Below are 16,950 nucleotides of genomic sequence, written 5' to 3'. Positions count from 1 at the left end.
CGACGATCACGGTGCGCCCGCACTGCCCCCGACCGTGGCGTCGTCGCCGGGCGGTTCCTCGCGCGGCGCCAGGGAAGCCAGGTCGCCGGTGTCGCCGAGGCGCACCAGGAAGGGCCGCAGCCGAGTGTGGCGGATCACGGTGACGGAGCAGGGTTCGACGGAGATCCGCTGGAAGAGGTCGAGGTGAAGACCGAGGGCGTCGGCGACGAGCGACTTGATGATGTCGCCGTGCGAGCACATCAGGTAGACGGCGTCGGGGCCGTGGTCGCGCTCCACGCGCGCGTTCCACTCGCGCACCGCCTCGGCGGCGCGGGTCTGCATGGCGCGCATCGACTCGCCGCCGGGGAACGCCGCCGCCGAGGGGTGCGACTGCACCACCTCCATCAGGGGCTCGTCCTTGAGGTCGGCGAGCTTGCGCCCGGACCAGTCGCCGTAGTGGCACTCCCCGATCCGCTCGTCGGTGTGGGCGCGCAGGCCCGGCCGGGCGTCCAGCAGCGGCCGGATCGTCTCCTGGCAGCGCTGCAGCGGGCTGGCGACCACCTCGGCGATCGGCAGCCCGGCGAGCCGGCCGGGCAGTGCGGCGGCCTGCGCGGCGCCGCGGTCGTCGAGGGCGACGCCGGGCGTCCAGCCGGCGAGCACTCCCTCGGTGTTGGCGGTGGAACGTCCGTGCCTGACCAGGATCAGCGTGGGCATGCGCCAAGGGTAGGCGTACGGCGGCGGGTGCCGGCGCCGGGGCGAAGGGAGGATGCGTTCGGTGATCGTCGACTGCGCCGTCTACCGGGACGGACACCGCTCCGAGGGCCCGGAGGACCTCTCCGACGCGCTCGGTGAGGCGCGGGCCGCGGGCGGTTTCGTGTGGATCGGGCTGCACGAGCCGACGGAGAAGGAGTTCGACCTGGTCACGGAGGAGTTCGGGCTGCATCCGCTGGCCGTCGAGGATGCCCTGAAGGCGCACCAGCGGCCCAAGCTGGAGGTGTACGAGGACTCGCTGTTCGTGGTCCTCAAGCCGGTGGTGTACGAGCCGCGGAGCGACACGGTGTCCACCGGTGAGCTGATGGTCTTCCTCGGGGACGGTTTCGTGGTCACCGTCCGGCACGGTGAGGGCGCCCCGCTGGGGGCGGTGCGGCAGCGGCTGGAGCGGGAACCGGAGCTGCTCGGCGAGGGCCCCACCGCCGTGCTGTACGCGATCGCGGACGCCGCCGTCGACCACTACCTGGACGTGGCGACCGAGCTGGGGCAGGACCTGGAGGACCTGGAGGCCGAGGTCTTCTCGCCGGACGGCGGCGGTTCCCGGCACACCGCGTCGCGGATCTACAACTTCAAGCGGCAGATCCTGGAGTTCCGCCGGGCGACCGTCCCGCTGGCGCTTCCGGTGACCCGGCTGGCCGGCAACGGTGCGTTCGGCGCGCCGGTGCCGTTCGTCAACGACAGCGCGCGGCCGTTCTTCCGGGACGTGCACGACCACCTCACACGCGTGAACGAGTCGGTGGAGGGCCTGGACCGGCTGGTGTCGGACATCCTGTCGGCGCATCTGGCGCAGATGAGCGTCCGGCAGAACGACGACATGCGGAAGATCTCCGCGTGGGCGGCCATGGCCGCGATCCCCACGATGATCGCGGGGATCTACGGCATGAACTTCGAGCACATGCCGGAGCTGAACTGGGTGTGGTCGTATCCGGCCGTGATCGTGGTCATGGCCGCGCTGGAGGTGCTGCTGTTCCGGACGTTCAAGCGGCGGGGCTGGCTGTAGGCGCTGTCGTCGTCGGCCTCGTCGGCTCAGGTGGCGTCGGTGGCGTCGGTCAGGCGGTCTCGGGAGCCGCCGGGGCCGGGCCGCCCATGGCGTCGCGCCGCTCGGGCATCCTCAGGGTCACCATGCGGCGCCAGCCGCCGAGCCGCTCGTAGAGGTACAGCGCGTGGATACCGGCCGTCAGGGCCGCCGACTTGGCCCTCGGCCAGCCGAGGAGGCGCCCCATGTGGGCCATGACCGCGAGGCTGACGTCCCGGTAGACGCGGATCTCGGCGAGGGCGCACTCGCGCAGGGCGCGCTGGATGAGCCGGCCGTGTCCGGCGGCGGCGAAGCGGAGCAGTTCCTCGTGGGAGTACGCGAGGTGGTTGTCCTCGTCCTCGGAGATCATGCGGACGGCCCTGCCGATGTCCGGGTGGTCGCCGAAGTGCCTGCGCAGCATCACCATCTGTTCGGCGGCGCGCTGCTCGGTGACCCTGCTGTGGGCGAGGTACGTGATGATGTCGTGCACCGTGAGCGGCTGGTCCGCCTTGAGCTTCTCGTGGGCGAGACCGATGCCGTGCCGCTCCAGGAGCATCGTGTAGTCGGTCTCCGGCGGGACCTCGACGGGTTCCAGGCCGCGCTTCTTCATCAGGGCGTTGAAGATCCGCCCGTGTTTGTCCTCGTCGGCTCCGTGCCGGCTGATCCTGGGGGCGAGAGCGCGTTCGCTCTCCGGTACCAGGGCCGCGATGCGCCCGTTCTCCCAACCGCCCTGGGACTCCCCGCTGGCCGCGATGGAGCAGAACAGACGGAAGGAATCGTCGTCGTCGAGGATCTCCTGGAACAGGCTCCTGGCCGAAAGCATCGGTGCACCTCTCTGCCTCTGCGGGGTTCCGCGCGGCTCCGCAGGGAGAGTCAAGACCGGACCGGCGAGGCGGAGCAACAGCGCTGTCGGCAACTCCGCCGAAAGAAGGACAGTCAGGGGCGCCCAAGGGCGTAACCGGGCGCGTGCGTGCGCGTTGTTCCCCGTGACGGCCGTGGCGGGGAAGACCCCCGAGCCCCCACCACGGCCGCAGAATCCTCCGCCGCCGGCCCCTAGGCGAGCCCGGCGCGTTCCAGGGCCTCGGTGCCGGCCCGCAGCGAGGCGATGCGTTCCTCCAGGGTGAAGCCGGCCGGGGCGAGGCTCAGGGTGGTGACACCGGCCGCCGCGTAGGCCTTCATCCGGTCCGCGATGCGGTCGACGGAGCCGAGCAGGGTGGTGCGGTCGATCAGGTCGTGCGGGACGGCGGCCGCGGCGCCCTGCTTGTCGCCGGACAGGTACTTCTCCTGGATCTCGGCGGCCTCCCGCTCGTAGCCCATGCGCTGGGCGAGCTGGTTGTAGAAGTTCTGCTTCGCGCTGCCCATGCCGCCGACGTACAGCGCCGTGTAGGGCCGGAAGGTGTCGGCGAGCGCGGTGACGTCCTTGTCGTCGCCGACGGCCAGTGGGAGGGTCGGGCAGACGTCGAAGCCGTCGAGCGTCCGGCCGGCCTTTTCGCGTCCGGCGCGCAGATACCGGATCGCGGTCTCCTCCAGGTGATCGGCGGACGGGAAGATCAGCAGGGCGCCGTCGGCGATCTCGCCGGTCTGCTCCAGGTTCTTCGGGCCGATGGCGGCGATGTACAGCGGGATGTGCTCGCGCTGGGGGTGCACGGTCAGCTTGATCGGCTTGCCGGGGCCGCCGGGCAGCGGCAGCGTCCAGTGCTCGCCCTCGTACGACAGCCGTTCCCGGGTCATCGCCTTGCGGACGATCTCGACGTACTCGCGGGTGCGGGCCAGCGGCCTGTCGAACTTGACGCCGTACCAGCCCTCGGAGACCTGGGGGCCCGAGACGCCCAGGCCGAGCCGGAAGCGGCCCTTGGAGAGCGAGTCGAGAGTGGCGGCCGTCATCGCGGTCATCGCCGGCTGGCGGGCCGGGATCTGGAAGATCGCCGAGCCGACGTCGATGCGCTCGGTCTGCGCGGCGACCCAGGAGAGCACCGTGGCGGCGTCGGAGCCGTAGGCCTCCGCGGCCCAGCAGACGGCGTAGCCGAGCCGGTCGGCCTCCTGGGCGACGGCGAGATTGTCCGCGTCCATCCCGGCGCCCCAGTAGCCGAGGTTGATCCCGAGCTGCATGGCCCATTCCCCTTACCGATCGGTAACGTCGCTGGTGTCCCGACCTTAGCGTGCGGAAATCCGTTGTCCACAGGACCCCACAGTGGAAGTCCTGGCCAGTAATCTCGGCGTTCATGGAGCAGAGGCATCTCGGCCGCACCGGCCTGCGCGTGTCCCGCATCGGTCTCGGCACTTTGACCTGGGGCCGGGCCACCGACGAGCACGACGCGGCGGACCTCTTGAAGACGTTCTGGGAGGCGGGCGGGAACCTCGTCGACACGGCGGACGTGTACGGCGACGGAGAGGCCGAATATCTGCTCGGCAGGCTCATGGACGGCCTGGTCCCGCGCCGCGATCTGGTGATCTCCACCAAGGCGGGCAGCGTGCCCGACCCCGACCGCCGCTTCGACGGCTCGCGCGGCCATCTGCTCTCCGCGCTGGACGCGTCGCTGGCCCGGCTCGGCACCGACCACGTCGACGTGTGGCACGTGCACGCCTACGACCCCGCCACCCCGCTGGAGGAGACCCTGCACGCCCTGGACCTGGCGGTCGGCAGCGGCCGGGCCCGCTACGCCGGGGTGTCCAACTTCTGCGGCTGGCAGCTGGCCAAGGCGGCCACCTGGCAGCTGGCCGCGCCGGGGGCGCGCAACCGGCTGGCCAGCACACAGCTGGAGTACTCGCTGCTCCAGCGGGGCGTCGAGCGCGAGGCGCTGCCGGCCGCGCGCGACCTGGGCGTCGGTCTGCTGCCCTCCTCCCCGCTCGGGCGGGGCGTGCTCACCGGCAAGTACCGGGGCGACGCCAGGCCGCCGGACTCGCGGGGCGCCTCCGAGCACATGGCGCCGTTCGTCGCGCCGTATCTCGACGACACGGCGAGCCGCATCGTGGACGCGGTGGCGACGGCGGCGGACGGGCTGGCGGTCAGCCCGCTCCAGGTCGCCCTCGCCTGGGTCCGGGACCGGCCCGGCGTGGTCGCGCCGATCGTCGGCACGCGCAACGCGCAGCAGCTCACGGCGGCGTTGTCAGTGGAGGCCCTTAGTCTTCCTGACGAGATCTGCCGGGCGCTCGACGACGTGTCGGCGCCCGTGCACCGCTATCCCGATCACGACTGGAGCACGCTGTGAGCACGGAGCCCGAGCCCGCTGAGGATGCCGTGGACACCGAGCCGGTGCCGCCGGGCGGGCACGCCACCGCGCCGGAGGGTGAGGACACCGGAGCCCGGGGGCCCGCCGACGGGGACACCGGAGGCGTCGAGGGCACCGGAGACGTCCGGGACACCGGCGCGGCGGAGGCGGCCGGGGCCGAGCAGGCGACCGAGGCGGACGGGGCCGAGCAAGGGTCCGGGGCGGCCGGGGCCGGACAGGGGTCGGAGGCACAGGCCGGGCAGGGGTCCGGCGCGGTCAGGGCCGGGCAGGGGTCGGAGACCGAGGCCGGGCAAGCTGCCGGGGCCGAGCAAGGGCCGGAAACAGAGGCCGGGCAAGCGGCCGGGGCCGAGCAAGGGTCCGGGGCGGCCGGGGCCGGACAGGGGTCGGAAGGACAGGCCGGGCAGGGGTCCGGCGCGGTCAGGGCCGGGCAGGGGTCGGAGACCGAGGCCGGGCAAGCGGCCAGGGCCGAGCAGGGGCCGGAAACAGAGGCCAGGCAAGCGGCCAAGGCCGAGCAGAGGCCGGAGACAGAGGCCGGGCAAGCGGCCGGGGCCGAGCAGGGGTCCGGGGCAGCCGGGGTCGGGCAGGTGTCCGAGGCGGAGGCCGAGATGGCCGCCCAGCGGATCGAGCGGGAGCGGATCGAGCGGCGCAAGGCGGAGAAGGCGGCGCCGATCGAGGCCGGGACCAAGCTGAGCGGCACGGCCGCCGACCTGCTCGCCGCCGTGCGCGCCGTGGAGAGCGGCGAGAAGCCGCCGGCCACGGTCTTCGCCGAGGCCCGTCCCGCGCCGCTGCGCCCGGCTCCCGAGTCCGCGCCGGTACGACGGCCGCAGCCGGTGCCGGCACCGGAGCGTACGGCCCAAGCGCCCGCGCCGCCTGCCCCGGAGGCCGTTCAGGCCGTACGGCGCGTGCTGGCGGAGGGCGGCGCACCCGAGGGGCTCGCGCCGCAGATCGTCGCGGTGCTCGGCGAGGGGGCGGACGAGGGCCTGCGCGCGGACCCCTGGCAGCTGCTGCGGGTCGCCGGGGTGCGGCCGGAGCAGGCCGACGGGTTCGCGCGGGCGCTGCTCGGCCCGGAGTGCGGCCCGGAGGACGAGCGGCGGGGACGCGCGGTCACGGTCTGGCTCCTGGAGCAGGCGGCACTGGCCGGGCACACGGCGCTGGAGCTGCCGAGGCTGACAGCCGAGCTGGGCCGGCGGGGTGTGCCGGACCCCGACGCCGCCGTGCAGAGCGCGCTCGCCGAGGCCGAAGCCCTGGCCTTCCAGGACGGCCTGGACGAGCCCGCCGGTCCGGACCGGCGGACCGACGCGGCGGCGGGCGACGCGGCGGCGGGCGACGCGGAGACCGACGAAGAGGCGGGCCAGGAGGGGGGCGAGGAGCGCCCCGTACGGGTCCTGGTCGGCCTGGAGCGGTACGCGCTCGCGGAGGAGAGCCTCGCCGACGGACTCGCCCGGCTGGTCAACTCGGTGCCGAAGCAGGACGGTTCGGCGGAGGACTGGGAGCGGGCCGCCGCCGGCGCGCGGGGCAGCGCGGCCGAGCTGATCCGGGCGGTGGCGGACCACGGGCTGGTCCTGCACACCGGCGGTGAGGCGGCCCTGGCCGAACCGGCGGCCCTGCTGTCCGTCGCCGAGCGGCTCGGCCTGCGCGCCTGGGCCGCCACCCCGAGCCTTGTCGGCCGCCGCCGTTTCGCGGCCCTGCTGGACGGGGTGTCCGCGGCGACGGCGGATGCGCGGCCGCCCGTCGCCACCGTCGCCGGTCTGCTGGCCGGCGCCGAGGGGCCGGGGCGGGACGGCGACGGCGCCCTGGACCTGGACCTGCTCGTGGTGTTCGACGCCCCGCAGCTGGACGTTGAGGCGGCGGCCCTACTGGTGGAGTCGCTGCCGGACGGTGCCCGGCTGGTGCTGGCCGGGGACCCGGCGGTGCTGTGGTCGGTGGGCCCCGGCCGGGTCTTCGCCGACCTGCTGGCGGCGCGGGTCTGCCCGCACATCGCCTCTCGGCGGCCCGACCCCGGCCCGCTGGGCGAGCTGGTCTCCGGCATCGGCGTCGGCGAGCTGAACCAGGTGGAGGCCCCCGGCAAGGAGGTCGTGATCGTTCCGGTGCGGGACGCGGGCGAGGCCGTGCACCGGACCGTGCAGCTCGTGGTGGACTCGGTGCCGCGCGCGATCGGCGTCCCCGCCGAGGACACCCAGGTGATCACGCCGGGGCACGGCGGTGCGGTCGGCACCCGCGCGCTCAACGCGGCGCTGAAGGAACGGCTCAATCCCGGCCCCGGCCGCTTCGGCGGCTTCGACCCCGGCGACCGCGTCGTCCACTCCCCCGCGCCCGGCCGGGTGGTGCCGGGCCGGGTGGTGCGGGCCGACGCCGAGGGGCTGCACCTGTCCTGCGCGGACGAGGACGTGGTCGTACCGAAGGAGCGGGTGGAGGGCTGCGTACGGCACGGGTGGGCGGTGACCGCGCACCAGGCGGTGGGCGGCCGGTGGCCCGCGGTGGTCGTGGTGCTGCCCGGCGATGCCGTGCCGGCGCTCAGCCGTCCGTGGGTCTACACAGCGTTCGGCCGGGCCGAGCGCCATCTGTCCGTGGTGCACGGCGTGGAGCAGGCGTTGCCCCGTGCCGTGGCCGAGGTACCGGCCAAGCCGCGCACCACCCGCCTGCCGGCACTGCTCGCTCCGCAGGTACCGACGGAAAGCTGACCCGCCAAGGCCGAAGGGAGCCCCGAGAGGGCAACGGCGCCGACGGCGCCGCCCCCTCCGGCCCGCCGCCCGCGCGGGAAGCGGGCCGCCTCCGCGCCGCCCTCGGACGACCGGGGGCGCCGGAGGTCGCCGGGCGGTCGGAGGGCCGGGGGCCGCGCCCCGTGGCAGAGGAGCTCGGGCGCCGCAGGGCAGAGGGACGCCCGCCGGACCGGGCCGGTCGGACGCCCCGAGCCCGGCGGACCTGCCAGGGCGACGGCGGTCGGGCACCGGAACGCCACCGCCGGGGCAGAGACCGCCAGGCACGGCAGGGCCGGCGAAGCCCGCCGGGCAGTGCCGGGCGGGCTCCGGAGGGCCTCAGGGGCGGCCGCCTGGACAGGGATGGCGGGTGGGGCGGGGCGGTTGTCGGAGTAGGGGCCGGGCGGGTGGCGGTCGGCGTTCAGCGGTCCCCGTTCAGCGGTCCGCGTCCAGCGGTTCCAGTTCGTCGTCCCCGTCCAGGTCGGTGTCGAGTTCGTCGAGATCGTCCGGGCCCTTGCGAGGACCGCCCGCGTCGGCGTCCTCGTCGTCGAGGTCGTCGTCCAGGTCGTCGTCCGGCTCGTCGTCGAACACCGCGCTGACGTCGAAGCGGCAGACCACCCGTTGCGGGTCGACCTGGTCGAACGGCGCCTCCAGCCACTCACCGGCCTCGGCGGGCTCGTCCGCGGCCGTCACCCACAGCGTGGAGTCGCCCTCGTCCAGGCCGAACTCCTTGTGCCGGGAGGCGATCTCGTCCGCCTCGAACTCGCCGAACAGGATCCCGAGGGCTCCGTGGACCGTCTCGGCGGCGTCCGTCCCCTCGCCGTCCGTGTCGTCGTCCGCCGCCTCGATCAGCCGCGCCTGTGCCAGCAGCCGCTGGGGCTCCACCACGGCGTAGTCACGGCGGATCAGCACGCTCAGGGCGTGCGGTTCCTCGGGACCCAGATACGGCGGCAGCTCGTCGTCCCCGCTGGGGATCTCGAAGGGCGTGACCTCGTCGTAGCGGTCGTAGAGCAGCTCGTCGTACGCCTCGGCGGCCGCCGCGAGCTGGTTGAACGCCTCGTAGACCTCCGGATCGTCCTCCCCGGACCGGCGTTCGACGGCGGCCAGGTGGCGGTCGAGTGCGGTCTTGACCGCCTCGGCGGCGGCCCGTACCTCGGCAGCGGTGGGCTGCGCAGCATCAGACATACAGCAGACGCTATCCGTACCAGGCACCAGCCCGCACAATAGATGCGATGCCGGAATACGAATTTGTCGATGTGCACCTGCCGCGCGGGGTTTCCCGCAAGGAGACGACACGTCTGCTGACGGACCACGCCGAGTACGGACACTGGGAGTTGTACCGCCTGAGCCTGCTGCGGGACGGCAGCCGCAGGGTGCGGCTGCGCCGGCGGATCATCCGCCAGGTACGCGCCACCTGGTGACCCGGCAGCGGCGGCCGGGTCACCAGGGAAATGCGCCGTCAGGCGGAGGTGCGTGCCTTGCGGTACAGCACCGCACCCGCGAGCAGCGCGCCCGCGCCCGCCGGCAGGGCCAGGCCGAGCGGCAGGTCGCTGCCGGTCTGCGCCAGCTCCGCGGAGTCCTGGGACTGGCTGACGAAGTGCCCGTCGGGACGGTCGCCGTCCGTGGCGCCGCCGGACGTGTCGTCCTCGGGGCCTCCAGGCTTCCCGTCGTCACCGGGCCCGTCAGGACCACCGGGACCCTCAGGACCACCGGGACCCTCAGGGCCGCCGGGGCCACCAGGACCCTCAGGGCCGCCGGGGCCACCGGGACCCTCAGGCCCACCAGGCCCGCCGGGGCCCCCAGGGCCACCGGGACCCTCAGGCCCACCAGGCCCGCCGGGGCCCTCAGGCCCACCAGGACCCTCAGGCCCACCAGGACCACCGGGCCCACCCGGCCCTTCCGGACCACCGGGCTCACCCGGGGGCGTCTCGTGGCCACCACCCGGCGGGTTGGTGTGGTCGCCGCCTCCACCGCCGTAGCCACCGTTGCCGCAGTAGTTGCCCGTGCTCGGGTTGCCGATCCCGATGACGTCCACGCTGTTGCCGCAGACGTTCACCGGCGCGTGCACCGGCGCCTGGACGTGGTTGCCGGAGCCGACGCCGGGCGAGTCGGCGGCGTGACCGCCGGAGTGGGAGCCCCCGGGCGTCCCGTGGCCGCCGGAGTCGCCGTACCCTCCGTGCTCGCCGCCGCTCTTGTTGGCGCACGAGTTGCCCATGGAGGGATTGAGGGCGCCCACGACGTTGACCGTGTTGCCGCAGACGTTGACCGGTGCGTGCACCGGTGCCTGCACCGTGTTGCCGGACAGCACGCCGGGCGAGCCCGAACTGGAGCCCTGCGCTCCGGAATCGGCGTGTGCGGCGCCGCCCGCGGCGGCGATCACACCGGTCGCCGCCGCCATCGTCATCAGGCCCTTGCGGGTGACCTGTCGCATGTGCTGCATTACCTGCCTTCGACCTTGTGCCGACATTCTCGAAAGATTCCAAAGGCCGGTCGGCCCCGGAGCGCATGGCGCGCGCTCCGGGGCCGACGGGCTCAGGCCCTCATCGGGCGAGGCTCAACGTCACTTGTTGATGCAGGTGTTGCCGAAGGCGGGGTTCAGCAGACCGATCACGTTGACCGTGTTGCCGCAGACGTTCACCGGAACGTGCACGGGCACCTGAACGACGTTGCCGGACAGGACACCCGGGGAGTGCACGGCGGCACCCTGGGCACCCGAGTCGGCCACGGCCATGCCCGCGCCCGCGAGAACCAGCCCACCGGTGGCGGCGGCAGCAGCGACGACCCTCTTGATCATTATTCCTCCTTGTAGGCAAAGCGATCCAATGTGCGGATCACATGAGCTGTAACGAGGAGGGAGTAATGGAGCTACGAGCTTATGGTCGCATTCACCCTTCCTGGGTCAGTACCGCACAGGCGGCCGAATACCGGCCGCACACCGGCCTCAGGAGGCGTCGATGAACCGGTCCAGCACGCGCACGCCGAACTTCAGGCCCTCCACCGGCACCCGCTCGTCGACGCCGTGGAACATGCCCGCGAAGTCCAGCCCCGGGGGCAGCTTCAGCGGGGCGAAGCCGAAGCAGCGGATGCCCAGGTCGTCGAAGGACTTGGCGTCGGTGCCGCCGGAGAGCATGTACGGCACCGCCCGCGCGATCGGGTCCTCGGCGCGCAGGGCGGTCTGCATGGCGTCGACGAGCCGGCCGTCGAAGTCGGTCTCCAGCGCCTTGTCGGCGTGCACGTCCTCGCGCTTGACGCGCGGGCCGAGGATGCGGTCGAGGTCGGCGAGGAACTCCTCCTCGTAGCCGGGCAGGAAGCGGCCGTCGACGTGCGCGGTGGCCTGGCCCGGGATGACGTTGACCTTGTAGCCGGCGCCGAGCATCGTCGGCGCCGCCGAGTTGCGCAGCGTGGTGCCGATCATGCGGGCGATGCCGCCGAGCTTGGCGAGCGTCTCCTCCATGTTCTCGGGGTCGAGTTCGGTGCCGAGCGCGTCGGACAGCTCGTCCAGGAAGGCCCGTACGGTCTTGGTGACCCGGACCGGCCAGGTGTGCCGGCCCAGCCGGGCGACCGCCTCGCACAGTTCGGTGATGGCGTTGTCGGTGTTGGTCATCGAACCGTGGCCGGCCGTGCCGTCCACGGTGAGCCGCATCCAGTGCATGCCCTTCTCGGCGGTCTCGACGAGGTAGAGCCGCAGCTTCTCGTTGACGGTGAAGGAGAAGCCGCCGACCTCGCCGATCCCCTCGGTGACGCCCTCGAACAGCTCCGGGTGCTTGCGCACCAGGTACTTGGCGCCGTACGTGCCGCCGGCCTCCTCGTCCGCGAGGAACGCCAGCACGATGTCGCGGGGCGGCTTGCGGCCGCTGCGCAGCCGGTCGCGGACGACCGCCAGCGTCATCGCGTCCATGTCCTTCATGTCGACGGCGCCGCGGCCCCACACGCACCCGTCGGCGATCTCGCCGGAGAAGGGGTGGTGGGTCCAGTCGTCCGCGTTGGCGGGGACGACGTCGGTGTGGCCGTGGATGAGCAGTGCCGGGCGGGACGGGTCCTCGCCCTCGATCCGGGCCACCGTGGAGGCGCGCCCCTGGTGCGATTCGAAGATCTGCGGTTCGAGTCCCACCTCGGCGAGCTTCTCGGCGACGTACTCCGCCGCCTTGCGCTCGCCCGGACCCGAGTGGTCGCCGTAGTTGCTGGTGTCGATCCGGATCAGCTCGCGGCAGAGGTCCACGACCTCGTCCTCGCCGGTGACGCTCCTGGTCGTGCCCGTCTCGCTCACGTGCTTCCTCCCGCTGTCACTGCTGGTGGGTCCCCCTCATCCTCCACCCGACGCCGGTGCCGCCCAAGACCGGACCCGGCCCGTCACACGCCGTTCACGGCGGGGAGGGGGGTGATCGGGCACCCGGGAAAGCCTGGTAATGTTTACGTCGTCGCCGCGGGAACACCCCGCACTGCAGACACCTGGTCCGGGTGGCGGAATGGCAGACGCGCTAGCTTGAGGTGCTAGTGCCCTTTATCGGGCGTGGGGGTTCAAGTCCCCCCTCGGACACCACACAGACCCCTGCTGAGCAGGGGTCTTGTTGTTTTCCGGGTGCCCGGCCGACCGGGCACAATGGCCGGTATGACCACGCGTTCCTGCCCGTGCGGGCTGCCCGAGGCGTACGACGAGTGCTGCGGCCGCTACCACGCGGGCACCGCGGCGGCCCCGACCGCCGAGGCGCTGATGCGGTCGCGCTACAGCGCTTTCGTCCGCGGGGACGCGCCGTATCTGCTACGCACCTGGCACCCGCGGACGCGTCCGGCGCGGCTCGATCTCGACCCGCGGACGCGGTGGACCGGGCTGGAGATCCTGGGCGCGGCCGACGGGTCCGCCTTCCACTCCACCGGGACCGTGACCTTCCGGGCGTCCTACCGGGGCGGTTCGCTGCACGAGCGCAGCCGGTTCGAGCGCATCGACGGCGCGTGGGTGTACGTGGACGGGGAGTTCCTGGACTGACCGCTACGGCGCCAGGACGTCCAGCTCCTGGAGCGCCCCGACCGTGATCTCGCGGGTGAGCCGCTCCGCCCGTTCGGCGTCGCGCTCCCGCACCGCCTCCGCGACCTGGACGTGCAGGGTGACGGCCGCCGGGTCGGGGTCGGGGAACATCACGTCGTGCTGCGTGCGTCCGGTGAGGACCTCCGCCACGACGTCGCCGAGGCGGGCGAACATCTCGTTGCCGGAGGCGGTGAGGATCAAGCGGTGGAAGGCCACGTCGTGGAAGAGGTACCGCTCCAGCCTGTGACCGCGTGAGTTGGCGACCATGCCCAGCGCGCACTCGGTCAGTTCCGCGCACTGCTCGGACGTGGCGTGCTGCGCGGCCAGGCCCGCGGCCACCGGTTCCACCGCGGAGCGCAGCACGGTGAGGGAGCGCAGCTGGCGCGGACGGTCGGCGCCGGCCAGCCGCCAGCGGATGACCTGCGGGTCGTAGACGTTCCACTCGCGCTCGGGCAGGACGGTCACACCGACGCGGCGGCGGGACGCGACCAGGTGCATGGACTCCAGCACCCGGACGGCCTCGCGCATCACGGAGCGCGACACGTCGAAACGCTGCGCCAGTTCGTCGGTGCGCAGGACGCTGCCCGCTGGGTACTCGCCCGCGGTGATGGCGGGGCCGAGGGCGTCCAGTACGCGGCCGTGCAGCCCCCGGCCGGTTGTGCTCATGCACTCAGCGTACGGGGCGGATCACCGGAGCAAAAAGTCAGACTTATATGTCACAGACTCTTGAATTAGTCGTACCTAATGGGTTTCAGTTACGTCGACATCACGTGTCGACGAAGACAGCAGACAGCGAGAGCACGATGCAGCAACTGCGCACCCCCCGTGTCGTCGTGGTCATGGGCGTGTCGGGCACCGGCAAGACCACCATCGGTGCCCTGCTCGCGGCCCGGCTCGGCGTTCTCTACGCCGAGGGCGACGACTTCCACCCGCCGGCCAACATCGACAGGATGACGGCCGGCACCCCGCTCACCGACGAGGACCGCATGCCGTGGCTGGACGCCATCGGCGCCTGGGCGCGCGGGCGGGCGGGGCTCGGCGGGGTGGTGAGCTGCTCGGCGCTGAAGCGGTCGTACCGCGACCGGCTGCGGGCCGCCGCTCCCGAGGTCGTCTTCGTGCACCTCACCGGCAGCCGCGAGCTGATCGAGGAACGGATGTCGCACCGGCAGGGGCACTTCATGCCGACGGCCCTGCTCGACTCCCAGTTCGCCACGCTCCAGCCGCTCCAGCCGGACGAGGCGGGGGTCGCGGTGGACGTCGCCGGCAGCCCCGAGGAGATCGCCGAACGGGCCGTGGACGCCTTGAAGGCACTGTCCGGGCCGACCCCGTAACCCCGCCCCCACCTCGACGGGGCCGTGCCGCCGCCCCCCGGGCGCGCGCGGCCCCGTCCTTTCCCCCGCCTCCCCGTCATCGCAAGGGAATCCATCACCGTGACCAGACTCAGCGTCGAGATGCTGGCAGCGGACGCCGTCGAGCCGATCACCTCGGCCGGCCATGCCCAGCTCGGCATCGCCGTGCTGTCGGGTATCGCCGTCATCGTCCTGCTCATCACCAAGTTCAAGCTGCACGCCTTTCTGGCGCTGACCATCGGGTCGCTGGCGCTCGGCGCGTTCGCCGGGGCGCCGCTGGACGAGGTCATCACCAGCTTCAGCACCGGCCTCGGTTCCACCGTCGCCGGCGTCGGCGTACTGATCGCCCTCGGGGCGATCCTCGGCAAGATGCTCGCCGACTCCGGCGGTGCGGACCAGATCGTCGACACGATCCTCGCCAGGGCCGGCGGCCGGTCGATGCCGTGGGCGATGGTGCTCATCGCCTCCGTCATCGGTCTGCCGCTGTTCTTCGAGGTCGGCATCGTGCTGCTGATCCCGGTCGTGCTGATGGTCGCCAAGCGCGGCAACTACTCGCTCATGCGCATCGGCGTCCCGGCACTGGCCGGTCTGTCCGTGATGCACGGTCTGGTCCCGCCGCACCCCGGCCCGTTGGTCGCGATCGACGCGCTCGGCGCCAACCTGGGCGTGACCCTGGCGCTGGGTGTGCTGGTCGCCGTCCCGACCGTGGTCATCGCCGGGCCGCTGTTCTCCAGGTACGCCGCCCGCTGGGTGGACGTCCCTGCGCCCGACCGCATGATTCCGCAGCGCGCCTCCGAGCAGCTGGAGCGGCGTCCGGGCTTCGGCGCCACCCTGATCACGGTGCTGCTGCCGGTCGTGCTGATGCTCGCCAAGGCGCTGGTCGAGATCGTCGTCGACGACCCCGAGGCCCTGGTGCAGCGGGTCTTCGACGTGGTCGGCTCCCCGCTCATCGCCCTGCTGGCCGCCGTGCTCGTGGGCATCTTCACGCTGCTGCGCCCCGCCGGGTTCAGCAAGGAGCGCGTCTCGGGCCTGGTCGAGAAGGGCCTCGCGCCGATCGCGGGCATCCTGCTGATCGTCGGCGCGGGCGGGGGCTTCAAGCAGACGCTGATCGACGTGGGCGTGGGCCGGATGATCCTGGAGATCACCGAGGACTGGTCGATCCCGGCGCTGCTGCTGGCCTGGCTGATCGCGGTGGCGATCCGGCTGGCGACGGGTTCGGCGACCGTGGCCACGGTGTCCGCGGCCGGTCTGGTGGCTCCGCTGGCGGCCGACATGTCGACGACGCACGCCGCCCTGCTGGTCCTGGCGATCGGCGCCGGCTCACTGTTCTTCAGCCACGTCAACGACGCGGGGTTCTGGCTGGTGAAGGAGTACTTCGGCCTGGACGTCGGGCAGACCATCAAGACCTGGTCCGTGATGGAGACGATCATCTCGGTGGTCGCGGGGGCGCTGGTGCTGCTGTTGTCCCTGGTGATCTAGCGATCGTCCTCGTCGATTCAGCGATACGGCGACGGCCCACGCGGCACGACGACGGCGTACCCCGCCGGGGGCGACTTCCCCGGCGGGGTACGCCGTTGTGATGATGGGACCCTTCGGCGCGAGGCCGGAGTCGAACACCGGGGGCGGCACGGGGATGGGGATTTCGTTCGGGGAACGGGTCACGGGGTTGTTCGTGGCGGGGGCGGTGGCGGTGGTCGCGGCCTCCTGCGCGGCCGTGGAACAGGGCGCGCGCCCGGACGGCGGTGGGGGCATGAGTGCGGCGGGCGGCCTGTCGAGCGGCGGCCGGGGCGGCGCTCCCGACGCCGTGGCCGCCTCACCGGGCAGCGCCCCCTCCTGGCCGGCGGACGGCATCGGCGGACCGATGGGCGGCCCCGCGCCACCGGTGGTGACACCGGCCCCGGCCCCGGTGTCACCGAGCGCCCCCGCCCCGGCTCCGCGCGCCGAGAGCCCGAGCGCCACCACCACGACCGCCCCCGTCCTCACCGTGCCCGCCTGGCTGCCGCCCGGCCCCGACTCGCCGGACGCCGACGGGGTCCCCGATCCGCACAGCGTCTACGACCGCCTGCGCACGCCGGACCGGTGCGCGGAGGCGCTGCGCACGATCCCCGCGGAGCCGGAGACCGACGAGTGGCGGGTGCTGCGCGCCCTGGCCCACGCCTGTCTGGCGGTGCAGGGCAAGAGCGGCAGCTGGGAGGAGGCGACGCGGGAGCACACGGCGCTCGCGGGACGGGCCGCCACCTGCAAGGGCCGGGCCGCGTACGCCGTACTGGGCGGCCTGCTGGAGTTCCACCGGCTGCATCCCACGGCGACCGTACGGCTCCCCGCGGCACCCGAAGGTGAGGCCGCCGCGTGCGACTACGGGATCGCCGCGGTGGACGCGGGCGAGGACGGAGCCGCCCGCCCGGGCGAGTTCGTCGCGGTCGAGCTGCGCGGCACCTTCGCCGACCACGCGGAACTCCTGCGGCACGGCGGCGTGTCCGTCGGCGGGGTGGACGTCGAGGGCCCGCTCACGGCGCTGTCGGAGGCGGGTGACCGGCTGGTCCTCTCCGTCGCGGTGCCGGCCGTGCCGGCGGACCCGGCGACGCCGGTGGAGGTACGCGTCCGGTACGGCGGTTCGGAGGCGGTCCTGCAGGACGCCTTCACGATCGCCGCCGTACCCGCGTCGGACGAGCCCTCGCCGACGCCTCCCGTGGAGTCGGCCCCGCCGGAGTGAGGGCGCTCGCCGCGCCCGCGCCCTGCCGCCCACTGGAAACAGGTGGCTGTACCGCTGTGGTGCTCCGGGCGGCCGGCGCCGGGCCGATGTGCCTCGGGGGTGCGGGACGGAGGCGGAGCGGGGGCGGGGCCGCGCGGGCGTGACCGCGGCGGAACGCCGAGGCCGGTGCCGGGC

General features: G+C 73.4%; 16 protein-coding genes and 1 tRNA gene. 9 read left to right on the top strand and 8 right to left on the bottom strand.

The features are described from left to right. Nucleotides 1-6: 6 nt before the first annotated feature. The gene (locus ACLGIH_RS27695; RefSeq protein ID WP_416528003.1) at nt 7-693 is read right to left on the bottom strand and encodes a histidine phosphatase family protein; all 687 of its coding nucleotides are present in this window, start codon (nt 691-693) and stop codon (nt 7-9) included. Nucleotides 694-754: 61 nt separating this feature from the next. Here ACLGIH_RS27695 and corA point away from each other — a divergent pair, with 61 nt between their 5' ends. Further along, nucleotides 755-1,750, top strand: a complete 996-nt coding sequence (corA, locus tag ACLGIH_RS27690) for a magnesium/cobalt transporter CorA (protein ID WP_416529495.1) — start codon at nt 755-757, stop codon at nt 1,748-1,750. Between the two features lie 49 nt (nt 1,751-1,799). On the opposite strand, the gene ACLGIH_RS27685 is transcribed toward corA, so the two are convergent. Together ACLGIH_RS27685 and ACLGIH_RS27680 are read right to left on the bottom strand one after the other, a co-directional pair. After that, nucleotides 1,800-2,588: a ferritin-like domain-containing protein gene (locus ACLGIH_RS27685; RefSeq protein ID WP_416528002.1), complete on the bottom strand. Its 789-nt coding sequence runs from the start codon at nt 2,586-2,588 to the stop codon at nt 1,800-1,802. A 230-nt stretch (nt 2,589-2,818) separates the two neighbouring features. After that, nucleotides 2,819-3,874 (bottom strand): LLM class F420-dependent oxidoreductase, encoded by a 1,056-nt coding sequence (locus ACLGIH_RS27680; RefSeq protein WP_416528001.1) that lies wholly within the window; start codon nt 3,872-3,874, stop codon nt 2,819-2,821. A 113-nt stretch (nt 3,875-3,987) separates the two neighbouring features. On the opposite strand from ACLGIH_RS27680, the gene ACLGIH_RS27675 reads away from it, so the two are divergent. Together ACLGIH_RS27675 and ACLGIH_RS27670 are read left to right on the top strand one after the other, a co-directional pair. Next, complete coding sequence (locus tag ACLGIH_RS27675; RefSeq protein WP_416528000.1) at nt 3,988-4,974, top strand: aldo/keto reductase; 987 nt, start codon at nt 3,988-3,990, stop codon at nt 4,972-4,974. After that, nucleotides 4,971-7,676 (top strand): helix-hairpin-helix domain-containing protein, encoded by a 2,706-nt coding sequence (locus ACLGIH_RS27670; RefSeq protein WP_416527999.1) that lies wholly within the window; start codon nt 4,971-4,973, stop codon nt 7,674-7,676. The genes ACLGIH_RS27675 and ACLGIH_RS27670 overlap by 4 nt, the downstream gene beginning before the upstream one ends. A gap of 450 nt (nt 7,677-8,126) precedes the next feature. On the opposite strand, the gene ACLGIH_RS27665 is transcribed toward ACLGIH_RS27670, so the two are convergent. Then, the gene (locus ACLGIH_RS27665; protein WP_416527998.1) at nt 8,127-8,876 is read right to left on the bottom strand and encodes a hypothetical protein; all 750 of its coding nucleotides are present in this window, start codon (nt 8,874-8,876) and stop codon (nt 8,127-8,129) included. A gap of 47 nt (nt 8,877-8,923) precedes the next feature. Here ACLGIH_RS27665 and ACLGIH_RS27660 point away from each other — a divergent pair, with 47 nt between their 5' ends. Next, complete coding sequence (locus tag ACLGIH_RS27660; protein ID WP_359202201.1) at nt 8,924-9,112, top strand: DUF5703 family protein; 189 nt, start codon at nt 8,924-8,926, stop codon at nt 9,110-9,112. Between the two features lie 38 nt (nt 9,113-9,150). Here ACLGIH_RS27660 and ACLGIH_RS27655 read toward each other — a convergent pair whose 3' ends face one another. From ACLGIH_RS27655 to ACLGIH_RS27645, 3 genes are all read right to left on the bottom strand, one after another. Further along, nucleotides 9,151-10,122: a chaplin gene (locus ACLGIH_RS27655; protein ID WP_416527997.1), complete on the bottom strand. Its 972-nt coding sequence runs from the start codon at nt 10,120-10,122 to the stop codon at nt 9,151-9,153. A gap of 129 nt (nt 10,123-10,251) precedes the next feature. After that, nucleotides 10,252-10,485 carry a chaplin ChpH gene (gene chpH / locus ACLGIH_RS27650; protein WP_416527996.1) on the bottom strand — a complete coding sequence of 78 codons (234 nt, stop codon included), beginning with the start codon at nt 10,483-10,485 and terminating at the stop codon, nt 10,252-10,254. Between the two features lie 147 nt (nt 10,486-10,632). Next, entirely contained in the window at nt 10,633-11,958 is a 1,326-nt protein-coding gene (locus ACLGIH_RS27645) for a M20/M25/M40 family metallo-hydrolase (RefSeq protein WP_416527995.1), read from the bottom strand. A gap of 185 nt (nt 11,959-12,143) precedes the next feature. Between ACLGIH_RS27645 and ACLGIH_RS27640 the strand changes: the two genes are divergently transcribed. Together ACLGIH_RS27640 and ACLGIH_RS27635 are read left to right on the top strand one after the other, a co-directional pair. Continuing rightward, nucleotides 12,144-12,231: transfer RNA gene (locus ACLGIH_RS27640), tRNA-Leu, on the top strand. Nucleotides 12,232-12,300: 69 nt separating this feature from the next. Beyond that, nucleotides 12,301-12,675, top strand: coding sequence for a YchJ family protein (locus ACLGIH_RS27635; protein WP_416527994.1), 375 nt, complete (start codon nt 12,301-12,303; stop codon nt 12,673-12,675). A 3-nt stretch (nt 12,676-12,678) separates the two neighbouring features. Here ACLGIH_RS27635 and ACLGIH_RS27630 read toward each other — a convergent pair whose 3' ends face one another. Continuing rightward, nucleotides 12,679-13,380 carry a FadR/GntR family transcriptional regulator gene (locus ACLGIH_RS27630; RefSeq protein ID WP_416527993.1) on the bottom strand — a complete coding sequence of 234 codons (702 nt, stop codon included), beginning with the start codon at nt 13,378-13,380 and terminating at the stop codon, nt 12,679-12,681. A 137-nt stretch (nt 13,381-13,517) separates the two neighbouring features. On the opposite strand from ACLGIH_RS27630, the gene ACLGIH_RS27625 reads away from it, so the two are divergent. The 3 genes from ACLGIH_RS27625 (at nt 13,518) to ACLGIH_RS27615 (ending at nt 16,776) form a co-directional block, all read left to right on the top strand. Further along, nucleotides 13,518-14,045: a gluconokinase gene (locus ACLGIH_RS27625; protein ID WP_416529494.1), complete on the top strand. Its 528-nt coding sequence runs from the start codon at nt 13,518-13,520 to the stop codon at nt 14,043-14,045. Nucleotides 14,046-14,144: 99 nt separating this feature from the next. Then, complete coding sequence (locus tag ACLGIH_RS27620) at nt 14,145-15,542, top strand: GntP family permease (protein WP_416527992.1); 1,398 nt, start codon at nt 14,145-14,147, stop codon at nt 15,540-15,542. A gap of 154 nt (nt 15,543-15,696) precedes the next feature. Further along, entirely contained in the window at nt 15,697-16,776 is a 1,080-nt protein-coding gene (locus tag ACLGIH_RS27615; protein ID WP_416527991.1) for a hypothetical protein, read from the top strand. Nucleotides 16,777-16,950: the final 174 nt, after the last annotated feature.

This window comes from Streptomyces hamibioticus (assembly GCF_047946815.1).
Classification (GTDB): domain Bacteria; phylum Actinomycetota; class Actinomycetes; order Streptomycetales; family Streptomycetaceae; genus Streptomyces.
The sequence above is the reverse complement of the archived record's forward strand: the minus strand, read 5'-3'. Positions and strand labels throughout refer to the sequence as shown.